The organism is Pseudomonas sp. AL03 (assembly GCF_029960815.1).
In the GTDB taxonomy this organism is placed as follows: Bacteria; Pseudomonadota; Gammaproteobacteria; order Pseudomonadales; family Pseudomonadaceae; genus Aquipseudomonas.
In genome coordinates this window covers 17,503-36,371 of the sequence record NZ_JASBRE010000042.1, presented here as the reverse complement: position 1 = coordinate 36,371, position 18,869 = coordinate 17,503, and the positions used below count along the sequence as shown (strand labels likewise).

Genomic DNA, 18,869 nt, shown 5'->3' with positions numbered 1-18,869 from the left:
CTGCCACCGTGGCGCATTGACGCCTCGGCTTGGGCGAGTCCATCCAATTACAGGTGGGTGTCGTTGCGGTTACTCCCACTCCGCCTTGGCGATGTGCAGGCCATGCAGCCCTTTATAGGCCGCTCGTTCCGGCTGACTCCAGCCTTCAAGCAACGAATTCTCCAAACGATAAATCTCTACCCCGAGCGGGCGACACACGCTCAGCGGATCCTGCGCATCCGGTCCCCACATGGCCAGCGACAGGTCACCGCCCGGGCAGGTCGAGAGCGCACACAACAGATCGATTTCGGCAAAAAACTCCAGGTAATCGCCCTTCTGCGCCGGACAGGCTTTCATGAAGTACATGTCGTCGTGGTTCAGGCCCGTGCACTGGAAAATGTTCAGCACGTCATGCACGTCAAACTCGGTCAGGCCATGGGGCAGCACCGCGCGGGTCAGGTTCGAATGGCAGTGATGATGGAAGTCTTCGCCGGTGAGCATTTTGTTCACATAGGGATCGCAGCGGGTGCCCAGCAAATCATGCAGGCGACCGCCATGTTCGTCGATGCCGTAACCGGCCAGGCTGTCATCGGTGATGGTCACCAGCGGACGTAAAAACGGCAGGTTCGACCAAAGCCGGTCATGGGTGCTGACGTGAGCGCCCTGCAATTGCCGGGTCCGTGCCGCCCACAAACGCTCCCGTGGATCGTTGGCATTCCAGACGTTGAAGTCGCCCACTTGCGGGCCGACGGGTGTGGTCACCCGGAACACATGCCCGGCCGGCACTTTCCAGGCGCGACCGGTGCGGATCGGCACCTCGAATGCCTCGATCAGCGTGCGCCCGTCCTTCGCATCGCGAATCCGCTCGTAGAAGGCTTTGTCCACCTGCAGGGCTGAGCCTTTGCTGACTTGATAGGCCGCCGGATAGTCTTTGTACATGGCACGAATCCTCGATCAGTGATGGGAAGAACGGGTAAGCATCTGCAACAGGAGGTGTTCGGAGTCGTCGAGATAAAGGCTCATGGCGTCCTCGGCCGCGCGTTGGTCGCCCTCGGCCAGCCACTCATGTATTTGCCGGTCGCGCGCCAGCCAGGGCGCCTGAAAGCGGGATTCATCAGGAGCGGTGCAGAACACCAAGCGCAGCTGCGCGACGACGTTGGTGAAGAACTCATCGAACAGTGGACTGCGCAGCAATCCGACAATGTGTTGATGAAACGCCAGGCTGTGGGTGCCGACGGCGCGCCAGTCCTCGCGCTCCCGGGCAAGCTCGGTGGCCTCCAGGGCTTCAAGCATCCGGTCGGATTGAGAATCGCGCACCATCACGCCCTTGTTGCGCACATAACGGGTGAGGCCTTCCTGCCCCAGCCGATGCAACGCTTCGCGAATGGTATTGCGGGAGGCGTTGTAGGCGGACACCAGATCGTTTTCCACCAACGCTATGCCGGGCAGCAAACGACCGCCAATGATGTCGGCGCGCAACGCTAGTGTGATGTGGTCGGCGAGGGACAGTCCGCTGTTCATACTCATAGCCTCCCAGACTTCACCCCATGAAGGTTGCCCGCTTCCGACCGCGCTACTGCTGTCACGCAGTGTCGAGAATCCTGAGTTGGCTCAGCGGATTCTCGACATTACTCGCGCCTATCTCAAACAACCTCGGGACTAGCCCTCCCAGCGCTTGAACAGCACGCTGGCATTCACCCCACCAAATCCAAAGCCGTTGGACAACGCGTAGTCAATTGCCATCGGCCGTGCTTTACCGTGGACGATGTCGACGCCTTGGGCGGCGGGGTCCGGGTTGTCGAAGTTGAGGGTGGCCGGTACGACCTGATCGCGGATCGCCAACAGCGTGAAAATCGCCTCGATACCGCCCGCTGCGCCGAGCAAATGCCCGGTGGCCGACTTGGTCGACGTCACCGCAATTTTGTTATCCGTGCCAAACAACGCCTTGATGGCAGCCAACTCCCCCAGATCCCCGACCGGCGTCGAGGTTGCGTGAGCATTGAGATGTTGCACCTGCGCCGGCGAAACGCCCGCCTGGGCCAACGCCAGCGACATCGCCCGTCGCGCACCGCTGCCATCCTCGGGACCTGCCGTCAGGTGATAGGCGTCGGCACTGGTGCCGTAACCGACCAGCTCCGCAAGCGGTTGAGCACCACGGGCCAAGGCATGCTCCAGGGATTCAATCACCAGAAGGCCTGCGCCCTCCCCCATGACAAAGCCATCACGGCCACTGTCGAACGGCCGCGAGGCACGCTCCGGGGTTTCGTTGAAACCACTGGACAAGGCGCGAGCCGCGGCAAACCCGGCGAGACTGACGCGATCAATCGCCGCTTCCGCGCCGCCACACACCGCAATGTCTGCCTCGCCACACCGAATCAGCCGCGCCGCATCGCCTATCGCCTGGACCCCGGCCGCGCACGCCGTCACCGGAGCACCCAACGGGCCCTTGAATCCGTGCTGAATCGAGACATGACCCGCGGCCAGATTCACCAGGAACGACGGAATAGTGAACGGCGACAAGCGTCGCGGCCCACGGCTGTCCGTGGTGCGCACCGCGTCGGCAATCGCGCCGAAACCACCCACGCCGGAGCCGATAATGGTTGCAGTACGTTCCTGGGCATTGGCGTCCGCCGCTTGCCAACCGGCCTGCTCCAGCGCCTGACGCGCGGCTTCCATGGCGAACATAATGAAGCGGTCCATCTTCTTCTGCTCTTTAGGCGGCGTCGCCCGATCCGGGTCAAAACCCGCCTCGGGATCGTCAGCCAGGGTCGGCACTGCACCACCGACCTTGGCCGGCAAATCGGCAACCACCGCGTCCGGCAAATTGCGCAACCCGGAACGCCCTGCCAACAGACGCGCCCAGACGGCTTCGACGCCAGAACCCAATGGAGACACCAGGCCCATGCCCGTTACAACTACTCGACGATCACTCATACCGCAAATACCTCAAGCCGATTCATGACGCCTCACGTGTAACGCGCGGCGGCCTTACTTTTGGAAAGATTCGGCGCCATGACATGACGCGCCGCAACGAAGGCATCCCAGTCGGCCGCCTCCGGCAGCGAAGGAATGGTGATCAACTCACCCTGGTCCAGACCCGACAACGCCGCATCGACCATCTCCCCGGCTTCCATCACCCTATCCGCTGGAATCTGGGTAGCGTCGATACCGGAGCGCTCCCAGATTTCGGGGCGTGTTACCCCGGGCAACACGGCCTGCACCTTGACCCCGGTGCCCTCCAGTTCAGCGTTCAACGACTGCGTCAGACTTAACACATAAGCCTTGCTGGCGCTGTAAGTGGCGTTGAAGCGCTCTGGGAACAACGCCACCACTGATCCGATGTTGATGATCGTCCCGCGGCCCGCCTTGGCAAAACTGGCGGCCGCTGCCGAGGCCAGCCGCGTGACCGTCGTAACGTTCAATTGAATCAGGCGTTCCAGCTGATCCATGTCGGCATTGGCCAACAACCCATCAGCGGCAACACCGGCGTTGTTCAGCAACAGGCTGATACTCGAATCGCTGCGAAGACGCTGTTCGAGCTTCAGCACGTCATCCTTCTGCGTCAGATCCGCCTTGAGCACCTCGACCTGAACACCATGCGCGGTGCGCAACGTGGTCGCCGCCGCTTCCAGCCGCTCTTGATCACGGGCGACCAACAACAAATCAAACCCACGCGCCGCCAACCGCTCGGCATAAATCGCACCGATACCGGAAGAAGCACCGGTGACGAGGGCCGTACCTTGGGACTGGGCAGAATTCATGACTGTGCTCCTGGGAGATGCCTAAGGGAAAGACAAGCGCCTGAGGCTCAGAACGCTTTGGCGGAAAGTCTTTTATTATAGGCATAATCTGAATCGCATATGATAGCCGTAATTTTTCACGTATCGACGAAAGGCGCACCATCACAGCGTTCGCCAGAAAGCAAAAAGGCCGATCAATGACCGGCCCCTGACGCTGACGTATAAGCTTAGTTCACCTCAAGCTTCTCGCGATTCTTATCCAGAATGGCTTTACCGATTCCCTTCACTTCGAGCAACTCGTCCACGGACGCAAACGGTCCATTACTCTCACGATAAGCAACAATCGCCTTGGCCTTGGCCTCACCTACTCCAGACAATTCGCGCTGAAGCGTTGGCGCATCGGCCTGATTCAGATCGACCTTGCCGGTCTGTGCCGAAGGAGAAACTTCCAGCACCAAGGGTGCATTGCCAGCCTCGGGCTTGGCCGTCGGCGCAGCAATGGCCGCAATAGAAGCGCTGGTGAGCAGGGCAAAAACCAGAGAGTAGAAATAGCCAGTACGCATAAATGACGCTCCATGACATCGATTGAGAAAGCAGCTTTTCCGAAGCTGCCTCTCAAACTTAGGCGATGTCTGGAGCCTGTCAAAAATGTGTCCGTTACAGGATGTGAAACAATCAGGGTTCGAGACGACGTTGCTGGTAGATCCAGTCAACGATATCGCCGTCGGGGGTGTAGCCGCTGACGGTTTCGCGCAGGAGCTGACGGACGCGAGCGTAATCGTCGTGATCGACTGCGACCAGCAACTCCCTCAAACGGCCCTTGAGTACATCCCAGGGCAGATGATCTTCGTTGGCGCTCATGATCATCGGATGTTGCGTCGCTGCCACGTTGTCGCCGATCAGCAACTCCTCGTAAAGCTTCTCGCCGGGACGCAGACCGGTGAATTCGATGGAGATGTCGCCTTGCAAATTCTTGTCCGACCGAATGCTCAAGCCCGACAGGTGAATCATCTTCTCTGCCAGCTCGACAATCTTCACCGGCTCGCCCATGTCCAGAACGAACACATCACCGCCCTGCCCCATGGAACCCGCCTGGATCACCAATTGCGCAGCTTCGGGGATGGTCATGAAATAGCGAGTGATTTTCGGGTGGGTGACCGTCAACGGGCCACCGGATTTGATCTGCCTGTGAAACAGCGGGATCACTGAGCCGGATGACCCCAGCACATTGCCAAAGCGCACCATGGTGAACCGGGTCTTGTTGACCCGGGATACATTGGCATTGTCGCCGAACAGCACAGGGGCAATTTCACGACTCAACGCTTGAAGCGTCATTTCGGCGAGACGCTTGGTGCTGCCCATGACATTGGTCGGGCGTACGGCCTTATCAGTGGAGATCAACACAAAGTTCGCGACACCCGACTGCAATGCAGCCTGAGCGGTGTTGAGCGTGCCGATAACGTTATTAAGCACGCCTTCGGCAATGTTGTGCTCGACCATCGGGACGTGCTTATAAGCGGCAGCATGGTAGACGGTGTCCACGCCCCAGGTTTTCATCACATCCAGAAGTTTGTCCTGGTGGCGGATCGAGCCGAGGATAGGAAGCAGCCGAACAGAGACCGACTCCCGACAACCGCGCCGCTCAAGCTCCGACAGAATGCTGTAGAGGTTGAATTCGCTGTGTTCAAACAGTAAAAGCGTGGTCGGGCCAAGCGAGAAGATCTGTCGGCAAAGCTCTGCACCGATCGATCCACCTGCGCCCGTCACCATCACTGTCTTGCCTTTGATACAGCGTTTGAGCAGGTCTGGTTGCGCGGGTACCGAGTCGCGACCGAGAAGGTCCGCGATATCCACTTCCTGGATGTCTTCGACCTTTACCCGACCGCTGGCCAGATCGGTGAAGTTGGGTACGCTTCGGATGTGAAGGGGGAAACGTTCCAGAATAGTGAGAATTTCCCTGCGGCGTGCGCGGGTTGATGACGGGAGGGCAAGGAGAATTTCCTGCGCGCCTGTTTCATCGATCATCTGTTGGATGTGTTTGGGTTTGTAGACTTGCAACCCGGCAATCGAACGATCGGCAATACTTGGATCATCATCGATAAACGCCACGGGACGCATGACTCGGCCCATGCGAAGCGCTGCGACAAGCTGATTCCCGGCTACGCCGGCACCATAGATAGCGACCTTGGTGAGCCCGTGATCTCGGTTAGTGAACGGTACGTGCTGCGCGGCGGTGAACCAGTCGCCCATGAAATATTGGCGCATGCACAGGCGAAGGCCGCCAATGATGACGAGGCTAAGCCACCAGTAATTGAAGACAATGGAGCGCGGTACCACGGCCTCATGGTTGCTGTACCAGTAGACGACGAGTGCCAGGATCAGCGATGAGAGAGTGACTGCCTTGATAATCGCAATCAACGCATCGTTGCCGAAGTAGCGCATAACCGCCCGGTACATGCCAAAGCGGATAAATAGAGGAATAGCGACGACAGGGGCGCATACAAACAGCCAAAAATGAACCCTGAATGGGTTGTACATATCATCGATACCCAAACGCACGATGAATGCCAACCACAGAGCTCCCCAGACCAAAAGAATGTCTGTGCCGACCTGTATCAACCTTTTCCGACGTCGGGGGAGCCCCACCAAATATGCTCTGATTTTATCCATAAACCCTTCAAACACCTCAGTCGCCTCCTCTCAGCAGACCCTTCACAGTGGTGAAACCTCAAAGCCGCGTCGCGATCACTTTAAACCTAAATGACAGAGTAGTTGCTGCTTAGTTCTTTAGCGGCGGATCCTCCAGATCTCCGGCGCGAAACTTTATTGCCAGTGCGATCAGTGGCGCATAAGCCAAAATGACTCCCAAGGCCCCGTCTAGACCAAAACGTGTCACGCACACGGCTACCGGCAACAGCCAGAACAGATTGATCACGCCAACAGCGATAGTTACCGGTAAATGCTTGCCGAAACGACGCGAGGCGAATTGGTAGGCATGGCTGCGATGCGCTTCATAGACTTTGTCCCCTCTAAACAAACGGCGAAACAGCGTGAATGTTGCATCAACGATGAACACCCCCAGCAAAATCAGCCAGGCCCATAGCATCGCTGCACTTACCCACGCTGCCTGCAGAGAAAGACCACCTAGCACAATGCCGAGAAATCCGCTGCCGGCATCCCCCATGAAAATCCTCGCGGGAGGGAAATTCCAATAAAGGAAACCTGCCACAGAAGCCGCGAGCAACAACGGCCCCCAAATCAGACTGTCCTGGCCTGCCAGCCAATACAGCAGACAGGCTCCCAGGCAGGCACACATCGCTTCTATGCTGGCAATGCCATCGATTCCATCCATGAAGTTGTAGAGATTGAGTAACCACACCAGATAAAAAGCGGTCAGCACATGACCTGCCCAACCCAAATTGACATCGGTGCCGAACAGCTCAATGGGAGGCAATCCACCCATCCAGCCCAGAAGCCAGGCCGCCGCAGCAAAATGACCCAGCAAACGCCAGCGTGCGGCGATATGTCCGTGGTCGTCCATAAAGCCAATCAATGCTATCGAAACCCCTGCCCCTGCAATCGCGTAAAACGCCAATGGAGAAATCAGTCCCGCGGCGTACAGAAAACCCAACGAAACGATAAAAGCGCCGACAATGGCTACGCCGCCACCTCGTGGAGTCGCGACCAAATGGGAACTGCGTGCGTTCGGAACGTCCATCAAACTTCGAGAAATTGCGTACTTGCGTAACGCTGCCGTCAGCAGAAAGGAAATACCGACAGCCACCGGAATAAACCACGCATAACTCCTCACTTGCGAGACTCCAGAAAATGCTGCGCCGTCGATTTCAATCCATCATCCAGACTTGCAGGTGGACGCCAGCCCAGTAGCTCTTGATTTTTCTTGATATCGACCTGCAATGAGCCGAAAAGCCGTTGCGCTGTCGCGCGTCGTCCCAACAAGCCAGCCAGAAACACGAGCACCCTGGCGGGGACGGGTACAAGCCAAGTCTTCACACCTAAATAGGTGACAAGGCGCCGCATCAGCTGGGTCGTCGAAACATCCTCATCATCGCTGACCAGAAAGACCTGATTCACAGCCCGGGGATGATCGACGCATGTATTGACCAGATCAACGACATTTTCCAGTGAGACAAGACTTCGATGATTAGTCACCGCCCCGAACGGTAGCGGAATGCCCTTCACCAGCCAACGCATCATTTGCTGAAAATTCGCACCTACACCAGCACCGTATATAAGGGCCGGGCGGATAATGACAACGTCAATCGCTCCCGTAATGGCAAGTTGCATGAGTTGCTGTTCTGCTTCGTATTTGGAAACGCCATAAGGATCGGAAGGGCGTGGAATGTCATCTGCCGAAAATACACTTCCTGGTGAAGTAGTTTCCCCGTTTACCTTGATCGAACTGATAAAGATGAATCTTTTAACGCCCGCCTGTATGGCCTGGCGTGCAAGATTAAGTGTCCCATCAACATTAATCGCGCGGAACTTTTTCAGCGATTGCGCCGGATCTTCATGCATGACATGCACTCGCGCCGCGGAATGCACAACCACATCCACACCAGAGAGAGACTGCGTCCAGTCAGTGGTTTTATCTATATTTGATATATAAGTCTTTTCTACTAAATCGGGTAACTTGCTATTCAAATTTCTGAGGGAAGCGACAACCGATGTTTCCGGCAAAGTACAGAAACGCTCTACCAGGGCACTTCCCAGAAACCCCGTCGCGCCGGTCACAAGTATTTTTTTTGACATTTCAAACCGATTCAAAAAATAGATAGCAATGGAACAATCTATCACGTAACGGCGTCATTTTGAGCGCTGAATTTGTGCGGAGCGCCCTGCCCTGCACCTTACGTAGCACCGGCTAGCCGGCTGATGAGAAACTCGAAGCCCTGTTCTCAACGCGATTTTCCATCACACAGGTTGGAGCAAACACCCGGGAGAGATAGAATCCCCCCCAATTTTGACTAAACGCTAACTGAATAGAGCCTGAGACGCCTCGCAGAGATGCGTGGTGTCAGTAAGTCGTTCAAAATACACACTAAATTTAGCAGCCTACGCCTCGAAGGGAGCATATCGATGCAGCAAATCAATAATCTCAGCGCAAAAATTGCGAAATACCGGGATCAGATCGATGCATCCATTCAGCGCGTGGTTTCCAGCGGGTGGGTAGTCCTGGGGCCAGAGGTCAAACGTTTTGAAGCATCGTTTGCCGAATATCTGGGCGCCAGCCACTGCATAACCGTAGCCAATGGGACCGATGCAATCGAATTGGCCCTCAAGGCTCTGGGTGTTGAAAAAGGTAACGTTGTTGCCACGGTTGCCAATGCCGGCATGTATACAACCACTTCTGTTCTGTCCATCGGCGCCGTACCGGCCTTCATGGATGTCGACCTCGATACTCAGGTCGTAACGCTTGCGGAAGTAAAGCGCGCCGTTGAAGCCGGAGCCAAAGCTGTCGTCGTAACGCACCTTTACGGCTTGGCCATCCCGGAAATCCATGAGATCGCTGCTTTCTGTGCGGACAAAGGCATTCCCCTCCTGGAAGATTGCGCACAAGCTCACGGAGCCAGCGTGCAAGGCAAACGTGTAGGAACATTCGGTGACGCCTCGAGTTTCAGTTTCTACCCAACAAAAAACCTCGGTGCGCTTGGCGACGGTGGTGCAGTAGTCACCAACTCTGCTGAAATTGCGCAGCGAGTCTCACAATTGCGTCAATACGGCTGGTCCTCCAAATATTGCGTGGAGTTGGGCGGAGCCAGAAACAGCCGCCTGGACGAAATGCAAGCCGCCATACTCTCCGAGTTCTTGCCCCACCTTGATCGGGGCAATACGCGACGCAACGAGATTGCCGAACGTTATCGCAACGAAATAGATCAACCCGACATCGTTCATCCGCAGGGGAATAGCGGTGCTTGGGTCGCTCACCTCTATGTCATCAAGAGCCAGAAACGTGACGCATTGCAGCAACATCTACGTGGCCTGCAAATCGCTTCTGAGGTTCACTACCCGATTCCTGACTACAAACAACCCGTATTCAAGAACGTCAACGTTGACTGCCACTTGGCCAACACCGAGCGTTTGGCAAAAGAGATTCTGACACTGCCATGCTATCCAGAAATGGAAGAGCATGAAGTCAGCGCAGTGATCAAAGCAGTCAATGGATGGGCTGCATGACGTACTCGATCATCATCCCGGTATACAAAAACGCAGAATCCATTCCACGTTTGATTCAGGCACTCAGCGAAATCAACGAGAGCCTGAACAACGAGGTAGAAGCGGTTTTTGTCGTCGACGGCAGCCCGGATGCATCGTTTGAGTTGATTCAAAAAGAACTGCCAAACCTGCCTTTTGCAGCGCAGCTAATTGCCCATTCAAGGAACTTCGGATCATTCCCGGCGATTCGAACGGGCCTGATGGCAGCAACCGGAGAATACTTCGGCGTGATGGCTGCTGACTTGCAGGAACCACCGGAACTGCTGATAAGTTTCTTTCAATCACTTTCAAACGATGAGTGTGACGTTGCCATTGGTACGCGCAACGCCCGTAAGGATCCTTTTTTTAGCCGATTGGCCTCTTCAATGTTCTGGGGGCTTTACAGAAAGCTGGTCGTCCATGACATGCCTAAAGGTGGCGTCGACATCTTTGGCTGCAATAACACTTTCAAAGAACAGCTACTGAAGCTAGAAGAATCTCGTTCGTCACTGATCGCATTAATCTTCTGGCTCGGCTTCCGAAGGAAATTCGTCGATTACGATCGCCAGACTCGCCAGGAAGGCAAATCAGCCTGGACGTTCAAGAAGAAGCTGGAATACATGATGGACAGCGTCTTCGCTTTCACCGACTACCCTATACGTCTATTGATAAAAATGGGCGCGATAGGCTCATTGATGTCAGCAGCTATAGGCCTGCTGGTCATCATTGCAAGAATTCACGGCACCATCGCAGTACCAGGGTATGCCGCCACCATGGTCGTGGTCCTACTGCTGGGCACCTTGAATCTACTGGGTCTGGGACTTGTAGGCACTTATGCCTGGCGCGCCTATGAAAATACCAAACAGCGACCGTTGGCAGTCGTAAGCATACAGTTGAACAACCGAGAGCAAATCAGCCATGTCTAATCCGACAATCCACCCTAGCGCAGATGTCAAAAGTACCAACATTGGCCAAAACACCCGTGTTTGGCAGTACGTTGTCATTTTTCCTGAAGCGGTGATCGGTTCGGATGTCAACATCTGCTCTCACTGCCTGATTGAAAATGATGTCGTGATCGGCGACCGAACGACGATCAAGTCGGGTGTTTATGTTTGGGATGGCCTGAGAGTTGGCAATGATGTGTTCATTGGTCCAAATGTCACCTTCACCAATGACAAGTTTCCTCGCTCCAAGGTCTACCCGGAAACTTCTCTGCCAACGGTGATACACGACAAGGCCTCGATCGGCGGTGGCGCCGTGATCCTCCCTGGCGTTACCATCGGTATGGGAGCGATGGTTGGAGCCGGTGCAGTGGTCACCAAATCCGTGCCTCCGTATGCGATCGTGACCGGGTCGCCGGCGCGGATTACCGGATACGTAGAGAATTCAGCGGCAAGCGACAACAGCGAAAAACCGAAGTTCGTTGAAAATGCAGAGTCGCAAGAAGGGATTACACGGGTTGGAGTGGGCGACGTCACCTCACACAACTTCAAATTCGTTGCGGACATGCGGGGCGATCTGTCGGTCGGCGAATTTGATAAAGAAATACCATTTGTTCCGAAGCGCTATTTTCTGGTGTTTAACGTACCCAGCCAAAAAACCCGCGGCGAACATGCTCATCACAAATGCCATCAGTTCCTTATCTGTGTTAAGGGTAGTTGCGCAGTCGTTGTAGACGATGGCCACAATCGCGCCGAAGTGATGCTGGACGCTCCGAACAAAGGTATTTATTTGCCGCCCTTGATCTGGGGCATTCAGTATAAATACTCTGAAGATGCAGTCCTGCTGGTATTCACTTCTGACTACTATGATGCGGCTGATTACATTCGGGATTACTCCGAGTTTGTGAAAATTACAGGTTCGAAAAACTAGTGGGCATCACCGTCTCAAAAGAAAACATACGTCGATGGGTTTCGTTCCTGGCAGGAGGGTGTTTGAACACGCTCCTGACATATGGAATCTATTTACTGTTGAATATGCATATAAGCTATCAAAAATCTTATGTAATCGCCTACATAAGCGGGATCGTTTTCTCATACCTATTCAACGCACAAATTGTTTTCAATGTGAAAAAATCATGGAAAGGGTTGATAGCCTATCCTTTAGTGTATCTGCTTCAGTATATATTAGCCGCCTTAATGCTTGGCCTTATGGTTGAGAGATTAGGGATACCCAAAGAAATAGCGCCGCTTTTGATCATTGTCCTGCTTCTGCCTGTAACTTACTTGCTGAGCAAAACAATACTTAAAGCTACAGATCAGCCAAAGACAGGAATGGAACAGTAGAGTCAAATGACAAACTTGATAGAGAAACTCTTATCTCAAAAGTTTTCCCAATCGCATTCTTGCTCTGCGGTAACATTTTGGATGTCGCACATCTTGCCAGTTGCTATTTTGGTCTTGGCACTATGGACCCCCTACGGTTTCTCTCTGATCGGCTTAATAGAAGAATGGGGATTAGTCGGGGCATTTACAACTCATGGGCTGTTCTTCATAACTGACACTACCAGCCCTCTAGCTGCACATGCGCTACGCCCACTAACGATCCTTCCGCAAGCCATTGCTTATTATTTAGACCCCTATTCGTTCAAATACTGGAATATACTACTTGCCCTTTCACTATGCGTAAAAGGCTCAAGCCTCAGCTACATAACAAGCTATATTACTGGCTCGTTAAAGTGGGGAATAATCGCAAGCCTGCTAATTATCGTATATCCGGCTGACACAATGCAGTTGTCGTTCAGAGCGCTTCACATAAACTGGGCGCTTAGTTGCTTATTGCTTGGAACCGCGATACTCATCGCTGCACTGCAAGCAAAATCAAGGTTCTTACCCTATTTGCTGAGCACCATATCAGCAGTGCTATTGCTGGTGGCCTGCGCAATGTATGAGGCGTCACTATTACTTACGGTGCTGCCATTTTTAGCAATACTTATAAAATCGAATGTTAAAGCAGCGGTTTCCCAGTTGCGCCAGCACATATGGAAACACCTGATTTGGCTTATGGGCGCCCTCTACTATATCGCCTATGTCATCCACACTGCACCACTAGTTAACAGTTATCAGAGCGGTATCGCTGGCAGCACTAGCGTTACCACCACGCTCATGCATTCCCTTCCAAATTTATTCTCTATAGGCTTACTTAGGACAGTCCTAGGTGGCTGGTATGATGCATTCAGTATAACCGCAGTGGAGTTCAACACATACTGGTACACCATTAGCGCAATACTAATAATATCCATCGTGTTTCTCTTACTACTTTCAAACTTCAGAAAAGCAAAACCTGTAGAAACCATAATTTCGATGGCAATCCCCGTCAAATTTCTGATCGCGGGTATCCTGTTAGTACTGTTAGGCTATGCCCCTTTTCTACTTTCTACGTCACACCAAGCGATAAGCCAACGCACCTTCTTGTTCGCGACCCCTGGCGGCGTATTTGTGACACTTTCCGTACTTATTGGCTTCGGCAAAGCCAGCAAAAATCTGGCGACACTTTGTGCAGCCCTATTAATTTTTATCGGGCTTTCAACCCAACTATATCAATTCCACCACTACGTTAAGATATCGGATAGACAACGCAACATTATAAAAAATATTGTTGAGAATTTCGACGGTCAAATCGACGACAAAACACTCGTAATAGTTGACAAGACAAGCCAATTAAACAATACGTGGATGTTTATCAACGAAAACTTGAAAGCAACTCTTAACTACATTTATGGGCATCCCTTTAATTCGATAGAAGTATGCCGCGAAGATGGCAATGAATGGCAGCATACCGACAGCGTCGGGCGAAAGGGCACATGCGAAGAAACAGTTGATGAATGGATCTTCCATTACCCGACACCGATAAGTGGTCCTGGCTTCGAGCTAACCAAGCAACCAGAAGATAAAAAGCTGACGAAATCTAAAATCGTTGTGATTACAGTAGATCCGGATGAAAAACCCAAAGCCAATCCCGTTCGCACGGAAAAGTTACGTAGTGAACAAAGCCGTACGGGGGCGATCTATCGTGGGTTTATCGAAAAACCTGATTATCATAATCGTCTGATTGGTTTCAATGACCAGGAATCCGGAGAATACTACTTCTGGGGATTCGGTAACTGGTGGAGTATGGAATTACCAATAGCTGGCTCAGGGTGGCGCGAAGCCGAGTGGACCGTTAACAAATTCCATCATACCGCTTCAGCTTGGAAAACCAATAAACAGGCGTACCTCAACTTTAAGTTTACACCTTCATCAGTGCGCTATCGCTTAATAGGACAGTTCGATACAATCGTTAATCCGTCAGTAAAAACCAGCATGAAAATTGAAGTGAATGGCATAGATGTTCCGTTCCAATGGAATGATGCCAATCAATTTGAAGCCAAACTCGTAAAAAATCAACTTCGAGATGGAATGAACACCATTGCCTTCATGAGTGACGCTGACGAAAATTACTATGGTTTCTCCGGAAGACTAGATTGGGTTGAAATAAAAAAATAATATCCACCAACACTTACAACTTACTTAACCGCGTTGATAAATGACTCTGAGCGAGCGCCCCGAGTTTAGAATCAAAAAAGGATCACCAATGGACGTGTTGTCAAAGCTAGAGTGCAGGCCGAACTTTTATTCGTTTTGCGCAGTATTCTTTATATTATTTGTGACTCACCAGATTCTAGGAATCACCGATTTCCCCTACGACTCGAACACCTATTGGAACCTAAGCACTCCCGCCTTCGTTGCGAACTTCCCCGATATTGTTAGAGGCTACGTTTACGCCTACCTGCTCTTTCCAATACACGCTTTAACCGATGCTGTAAACGATACAGGCCGAATTATTTTCAGGCTCAGCACCTCTGCGATCTATGCCTACCTTTTAACAGGCCAGGTAGCAAACTTTTTCCTGCAGTGCTTCGGTGGTCGCCTTACCGTAACACGCCGCATTTTATTTGCATTGCTTGCAATTGCCGTTTTCCCAGGATTATTCCTTTATCCGCTGTCCGATATGCCCGCTGCACTAGCCTTGATAATTGCAATTGCATTCGCAGACAGTGCGAAACGAAAGTACTGGCTAGCTTTCCTGTTTTTTTCCGGCGCGGCAGCTAGCGCGGCTTACAACATCCGAACTATCTACCTCTTCGCCTTCATTGCGCTGCTGTTTATAATTCCGTTTGTCTTCCTGCGTAGCAAATCATGGAACGCTCGCGGGCTTGGAATAGTTGCGTTTATTTTAGGGGCTTTTGTTGTAGCTTTGCCGCAAATGGCCATCAACAAACGTATTCATGACGTTGCCACCCCTTTAGTGTTCGCTACCGTCAAAGGTAAATCCCTGATGGCGACACAGCTGTATTGGGGAGTGACGATACAGCGCTACGAAACCTATAACGGTGGAGACACTCCCGCACCTAGCCTCTACTATAGGGATCCCGCCGGAATCACCTTGCGCTCACTTGATGAATCGCTATTCACAGACGATCCAACTATCGGCGGTTACATCTCTCTGGTTGCGAAACACCCAGTTCAATTTCTTGGCATCTACGGAAGACACTTCATTAATGGCATTGATGTTCGCGACGGGTTGGTTTACGTCACGAAGCCTTCGATCAATAAAAGTGTCGTAGCATTTCTCTGCTACAGCTTGTTCTTTTTTGGGGTTCTGATTTTTTGTACAAGACAAAAACCTCGATGGATTGAAGTCGCTTATCTCGCTCCCCTGCTCATCCCAGTGCTGGCGATTCTTCCAGGAGCAGTCGAAACCCGATTCTTCATGCCTCTCTATCTGGTTTTGTTTGGCGCCATCGCAACCCAATTTGAATGGTCAGACTTTTCAAATCTTCTAAAGAAGCATTGGTTGCCGATCCTCGCCGCATATGCGTTGCTCGCTGCCTCGTTTCTGGCTATAACCACTGCCGCTATGGCCTGCGTCTCGTATAGCCTGCCCTAATCTTTAACCGCATCGGCCGTACTGCGGGAAACACCTCGACAGTACGGCTACTTTGTAACAAAGCTGGAATCTGCTTGGCATCACTGCTTCCTCCGCGCTGCCAGACCACCGTAACCGCTCCATGAACGCCACATTCCAAGCCGGAATTTTATGTTCGATGCTGTGCTCCCGATTTCTTTCTGGAGCCAGCCCCTCATGATGGTAGTATCCGCTCCATTAACTCCACATTCCAAGCGGTAGCTGACGGCTGATGCTGTGCTCCCGATTTCCATCAGGAGCCCATCACCATGATGCGTCCCAATGCCAGCGTTGAAAAAGTGTACCTCTACCCGAAGCCTGTAGATTTGTAACTGATCCATAAACCCCACCTATCCAAGCAGACGGCGTGTGAGGGGGGAATCAAATCATGCTGGCGGTTCGTGGCGCAGTTACTCCATTTTTTGTGGCCTGATATTCACCACCATCCCCGCTTGTACGTTTTTGATCGGGGAAAGCAAATGCGGTGAAATATTCCAGCGCTGGCCGGTGTCGGTTACTACTGTGACGGTCTTGCGATTGAACTTCATGACGGTCCCGGACAGGCGCTCACCACTGGGTGAGTCAAAGCTAACCCGTGCTCCTGGATGGAACTGCATCATTGATTTATGAGCCTCCAACGACTCCAACATCTTCAGCCGTTCGATAATGTGATGATTCAGCGTCACTAACTCATCGACACTCAGATGATCAATATTGATACTCATGATGGCCTCCAACTCCAGGGTAGTAGCGCCTCAATGTCTTCAACCGATTCAGCCTGCGGTAATCGCTCCAGTACGTGGCGCAGCCACGTATAGGGTTCCTGGCCGTTAGCTTTGGCGGTCTCGACCAAACTGTAGATCTGCGCACTGGCGGTGGCGCCTTTGGGTGTGTCGCTGAAAAGCCTAGCCTTGCGCCCGATCACAAACGGCTTTATCGCTCTTTCAGCGTATCCGCTCCATGAACTCCACATTCCAAGCGGATAGCTGACGGCTGATGCTGTGCTCCCGATTTCCATCAGGAGCCCATCACCATGATGCATCCCAATGCCAGCGTTGAAAAAGTGTACCTCTACCCGAAGCCTGTAGACTTTCGAAAGTCCATCGACGGCCTGGCTGCATTGGTCGAACTGGACATCAAAGTTGCGGTGTTCGACCCCGTGCTTTTCGTCTTTCTAAATCGCCACCGCAACCGCGTCAAAGTGTTGTACTGGGAGCGCAACGGCTTCTGCCTTTGGCTCAAGCGTCTGGAGTCTGAACGTTTCAAACTTTCCCCTGATGAGGTCGACGAGGCGATCGTGCTGACTGTCCAGGAATTGAACTGGTTACTGGATGGCTTTGATCTCTGGCGCAATCGTCCTCATAAGGTTTTAACGCCAAGATTCGTCGCCTGACGGGTATAATCCCCGGCATGAATTTGATACCCGAAGACCTTCCCGATGATCCTGTTTTGCTCAAGCAAATGTTGCTTGAGGCACTCAGTCGTCAGCAAGTAACGGCTGAGGCATACCAGACTCATATCGTCGATTTGAAAGAACAGATCAAGCTGCTGCGCGACCGTTTGTTCGGTCGAAAATCCGAGCAGACCATCGAGCCCAACACGCCGCAACTGGCGTTGTTCAATGAGCCCGAAAGCGAGCCGATGCTTCCAGTCGGCGACGCTGACGAAGAAGTTGTTGCTTCGACGCCACGTCGCGGCAAACGCAAGCCACTGTCGGCTGATCTGCCACGCTTCGAAGTGCCCCACGAACTGCCCGAGCACGAACTGACCTGCGCTTGCGGCTGCCGCAAACACGTCATCGGTGAAGAAACCAGCGAACAGCTGGAGATCGTGCCGATGCAGATCCGCGTACTCAAACACATCCGCAAAGTTTACGGTTGCCGTGGTTGCGAAACAGCGCCGGTCACCGCAGACAAACCCGCTCAGATGATCGAAAAGAGCATGGCCAGCCCCAGCGTATTGGCCATGCTCTTAACCACCAAGTACGTCGATGGCCTGCCGTTGCATCGTTTCGAAACCGTGCTGAGTCGACACGGTGTGGATATTCCAAGACAAACACTGGCGCGGTGGGTCATCCAGTGCAGCGAACACTTCCAGCCTTTGCTGAATTTAATGCGCGACCGATTACTGGAAAGTCCGGTCATCCACTGCGATGAAACAAGAGTCCAGGTACTGAAAGAGCCGGATCGAGACCCAACCAGCCAATCGTGGATGTGGGTGCAGGCCAGCGGGCCGCCGGATCGAAAAGTTGTGCTGTTTGACTACACCACCAGCCGTGCGCAGGAAGTGCCTCTACGCCTGCTGGAAAGTTATCGCGGCTACGTGATGACCGACGATTACGCGGGTTACAACGCGTTGGCGTTGCAGTCCGGTGTTGAGCGATTGGCGTGCATGGCTCATGCGCGTCGTAAGTTTGTCGACGCGCAGAAAGTGCAGCCCAAGGGCAAAACCGGGCGTGCCGATATCGCGCTGACAATGATCAATAAGCTGTACGGCATCGAGCGTGAACTCAAGGACGTTAGCGATGAACAGCGTTTTATCGGTCGTCAGGAGAAGAGCCTGCCGATCCTGGGGCAGTTGAAAAGCTGGCTGGATAAAACACAGTCCCAAGTGACGCCGCAAAGTGTGTTGGGTAAAGCCGTGAATTATTTGGCCAACAACTGGAGCCGTCTGGAGCGATACGTGGAGGCCGGTTTTTTACCGATCGACAACAACGCGGCGGAGCGCGCGATAAAGCCGTTTGTAATCGGGCGCAAGGCATGGCTGTTCAGCGACACGCCCAAGGGTGCCACCGCCAGTGCGCAGATCTACAGTTTGGTCGAGACCGCCAAGGTCAACGGCCAGGAGCCTTATACGTGGCTGCGCCACGTACTGGAAAGACTGCCGCAGGCACAATCGGTTGGGGACTACGAAGCCTTGCTGCCATGGAACTGCTCGCCAGAGATGCCACGGTAAACGACTGCCTCATCAGGAGGTAGGTGTAGTTCG

Annotated in this window: 17 protein-coding genes and 2 pseudogenes; 9 read left to right on the top strand and 10 right to left on the bottom strand. The window is 53.1% G+C overall.

The features are described from left to right. Window positions 1-69: 69 nt before the first annotated feature. Together QK293_RS25780 and QK293_RS25775 are read right to left on the bottom strand one after the other, a co-directional pair. Window positions 70-918, bottom strand: coding sequence for a DUF1989 domain-containing protein (locus QK293_RS25780; protein ID WP_282382713.1), 849 nt, complete (start codon window positions 916-918; stop codon window positions 70-72). A gap of 15 nt (window positions 919-933) precedes the next feature. Further along, the gene (locus QK293_RS25775) at window positions 934-1,500 is read right to left on the bottom strand and encodes a GntR family transcriptional regulator (RefSeq protein WP_282382710.1); all 567 of its coding nucleotides are present in this window, start codon (window positions 1,498-1,500) and stop codon (window positions 934-936) included. 49 nt (window positions 1,501-1,549) lie between these two features. On the opposite strand from QK293_RS25775, the pseudogene QK293_RS25770 reads away from it, so the two are divergent. Then, window positions 1,550-1,642, top strand: a pseudogene (locus QK293_RS25770) (TetR/AcrR family transcriptional regulator); the annotation flags it as partial. Here QK293_RS25770 and fabF read toward each other — a convergent pair. From fabF to QK293_RS25740, 6 genes are all read right to left on the bottom strand, one after another. Further along, the gene (gene fabF / locus QK293_RS25765; RefSeq protein ID WP_282382708.1) at window positions 1,639-2,913 is read right to left on the bottom strand and encodes a beta-ketoacyl-ACP synthase II; all 1,275 of its coding nucleotides are present in this window, start codon (window positions 2,911-2,913) and stop codon (window positions 1,639-1,641) included. The pseudogene QK293_RS25770 and the gene fabF sit on opposite strands and share 4 nt — an antisense overlap. 32 nt (window positions 2,914-2,945) lie before the next feature. Next, complete coding sequence (locus tag QK293_RS25760) at window positions 2,946-3,740, bottom strand: SDR family oxidoreductase (protein ID WP_282382705.1); 795 nt, start codon at window positions 3,738-3,740, stop codon at window positions 2,946-2,948. A gap of 206 nt (window positions 3,741-3,946) precedes the next feature. Beyond that, window positions 3,947-4,282: a helix-hairpin-helix domain-containing protein gene (locus tag QK293_RS25755; RefSeq protein ID WP_282382667.1), complete on the bottom strand. Its 336-nt coding sequence runs from the start codon at window positions 4,280-4,282 to the stop codon at window positions 3,947-3,949. A 112-nt stretch (window positions 4,283-4,394) separates the two neighbouring features. Continuing rightward, complete coding sequence (locus tag QK293_RS25750; protein ID WP_282382715.1) at window positions 4,395-6,389, bottom strand: nucleoside-diphosphate sugar epimerase/dehydratase; 1,995 nt, start codon at window positions 6,387-6,389, stop codon at window positions 4,395-4,397. 109 nt (window positions 6,390-6,498) lie between these two features. Continuing rightward, window positions 6,499-7,530: a glycosyltransferase family 4 protein gene (locus tag QK293_RS25745; RefSeq protein WP_282382664.1), complete on the bottom strand. Its 1,032-nt coding sequence runs from the start codon at window positions 7,528-7,530 to the stop codon at window positions 6,499-6,501. Next, window positions 7,527-8,537, bottom strand: a complete 1,011-nt coding sequence (locus QK293_RS25740; RefSeq protein ID WP_282382662.1) for an SDR family oxidoreductase — start codon at window positions 8,535-8,537, stop codon at window positions 7,527-7,529. The genes QK293_RS25745 and QK293_RS25740 overlap by 4 nt, the downstream gene beginning before the upstream one ends. 282 nt (window positions 8,538-8,819) lie before the next feature. Here QK293_RS25740 and QK293_RS25735 point away from each other — a divergent pair, with 282 nt between their 5' ends. The 6 genes from QK293_RS25735 (at window position 8,820) to QK293_RS25710 (ending at window position 15,863) form a co-directional block, all read left to right on the top strand. Beyond that, window positions 8,820-9,917 (top strand): DegT/DnrJ/EryC1/StrS family aminotransferase, encoded by a 1,098-nt coding sequence (locus tag QK293_RS25735; RefSeq protein WP_282382660.1) that lies wholly within the window; start codon window positions 8,820-8,822, stop codon window positions 9,915-9,917. Further along, complete coding sequence (locus tag QK293_RS25730) at window positions 9,914-10,861, top strand: glycosyltransferase family 2 protein (RefSeq protein ID WP_282382657.1); 948 nt, start codon at window positions 9,914-9,916, stop codon at window positions 10,859-10,861. Before QK293_RS25735 ends, QK293_RS25730 begins: the two co-directional genes overlap by 4 nt. Next, the gene (locus tag QK293_RS25725) at window positions 10,854-11,807 is read left to right on the top strand and encodes a WxcM-like domain-containing protein (RefSeq protein ID WP_282382654.1); all 954 of its coding nucleotides are present in this window, start codon (window positions 10,854-10,856) and stop codon (window positions 11,805-11,807) included. Before QK293_RS25730 ends, QK293_RS25725 begins: the two co-directional genes overlap by 8 nt. Then, complete coding sequence (locus QK293_RS25720; RefSeq protein ID WP_282382652.1) at window positions 11,807-12,220, top strand: GtrA family protein; 414 nt, start codon at window positions 11,807-11,809, stop codon at window positions 12,218-12,220. The genes QK293_RS25725 and QK293_RS25720 overlap by 1 nt, the downstream gene beginning before the upstream one ends. 81 nt (window positions 12,221-12,301) lie before the next feature. After that, on the top strand, window positions 12,302-14,419 hold the full coding sequence (locus QK293_RS25715) for a hypothetical protein (RefSeq protein ID WP_282382649.1): 2,118 nt from the start codon (window positions 12,302-12,304) through the stop codon (window positions 14,417-14,419). Window positions 14,420-14,507: 88 nt separating this feature from the next. Next, window positions 14,508-15,863 carry a hypothetical protein gene (locus QK293_RS25710; RefSeq protein ID WP_282382646.1) on the top strand — a complete coding sequence of 452 codons (1,356 nt, stop codon included), beginning with the start codon at window positions 14,508-14,510 and terminating at the stop codon, window positions 15,861-15,863. A gap of 428 nt (window positions 15,864-16,291) precedes the next feature. Here the strand turns inward: QK293_RS25710 and QK293_RS25705 are convergent, their stop codons facing one another. Continuing rightward, the gene (locus QK293_RS25705) at window positions 16,292-16,606 is read right to left on the bottom strand and encodes a hypothetical protein (RefSeq protein WP_282382644.1); all 315 of its coding nucleotides are present in this window, start codon (window positions 16,604-16,606) and stop codon (window positions 16,292-16,294) included. After that, window positions 16,603-16,830 (bottom strand): annotated as a pseudogene (locus QK293_RS25700) (transposase domain-containing protein); the annotation flags it as partial. The gene QK293_RS25705 and the pseudogene QK293_RS25700, both read right to left, overlap by 4 nt. A gap of 84 nt (window positions 16,831-16,914) precedes the next feature. Here QK293_RS25700 and tnpB point away from each other — a divergent pair. Both tnpB and QK293_RS25690 read left to right on the top strand, forming a co-directional pair. Further along, on the top strand, window positions 16,915-17,274 hold the full coding sequence (gene tnpB, locus QK293_RS25695; RefSeq protein ID WP_282382643.1) for an IS66 family insertion sequence element accessory protein TnpB: 360 nt from the start codon (window positions 16,915-16,917) through the stop codon (window positions 17,272-17,274). Window positions 17,275-17,291: 17 nt separating this feature from the next. Then, entirely contained in the window at window positions 17,292-18,836 is a 1,545-nt protein-coding gene (locus QK293_RS25690; protein ID WP_282382641.1) for an IS66 family transposase, read from the top strand. Window positions 18,837-18,869 lie beyond the last annotated feature (33 nt).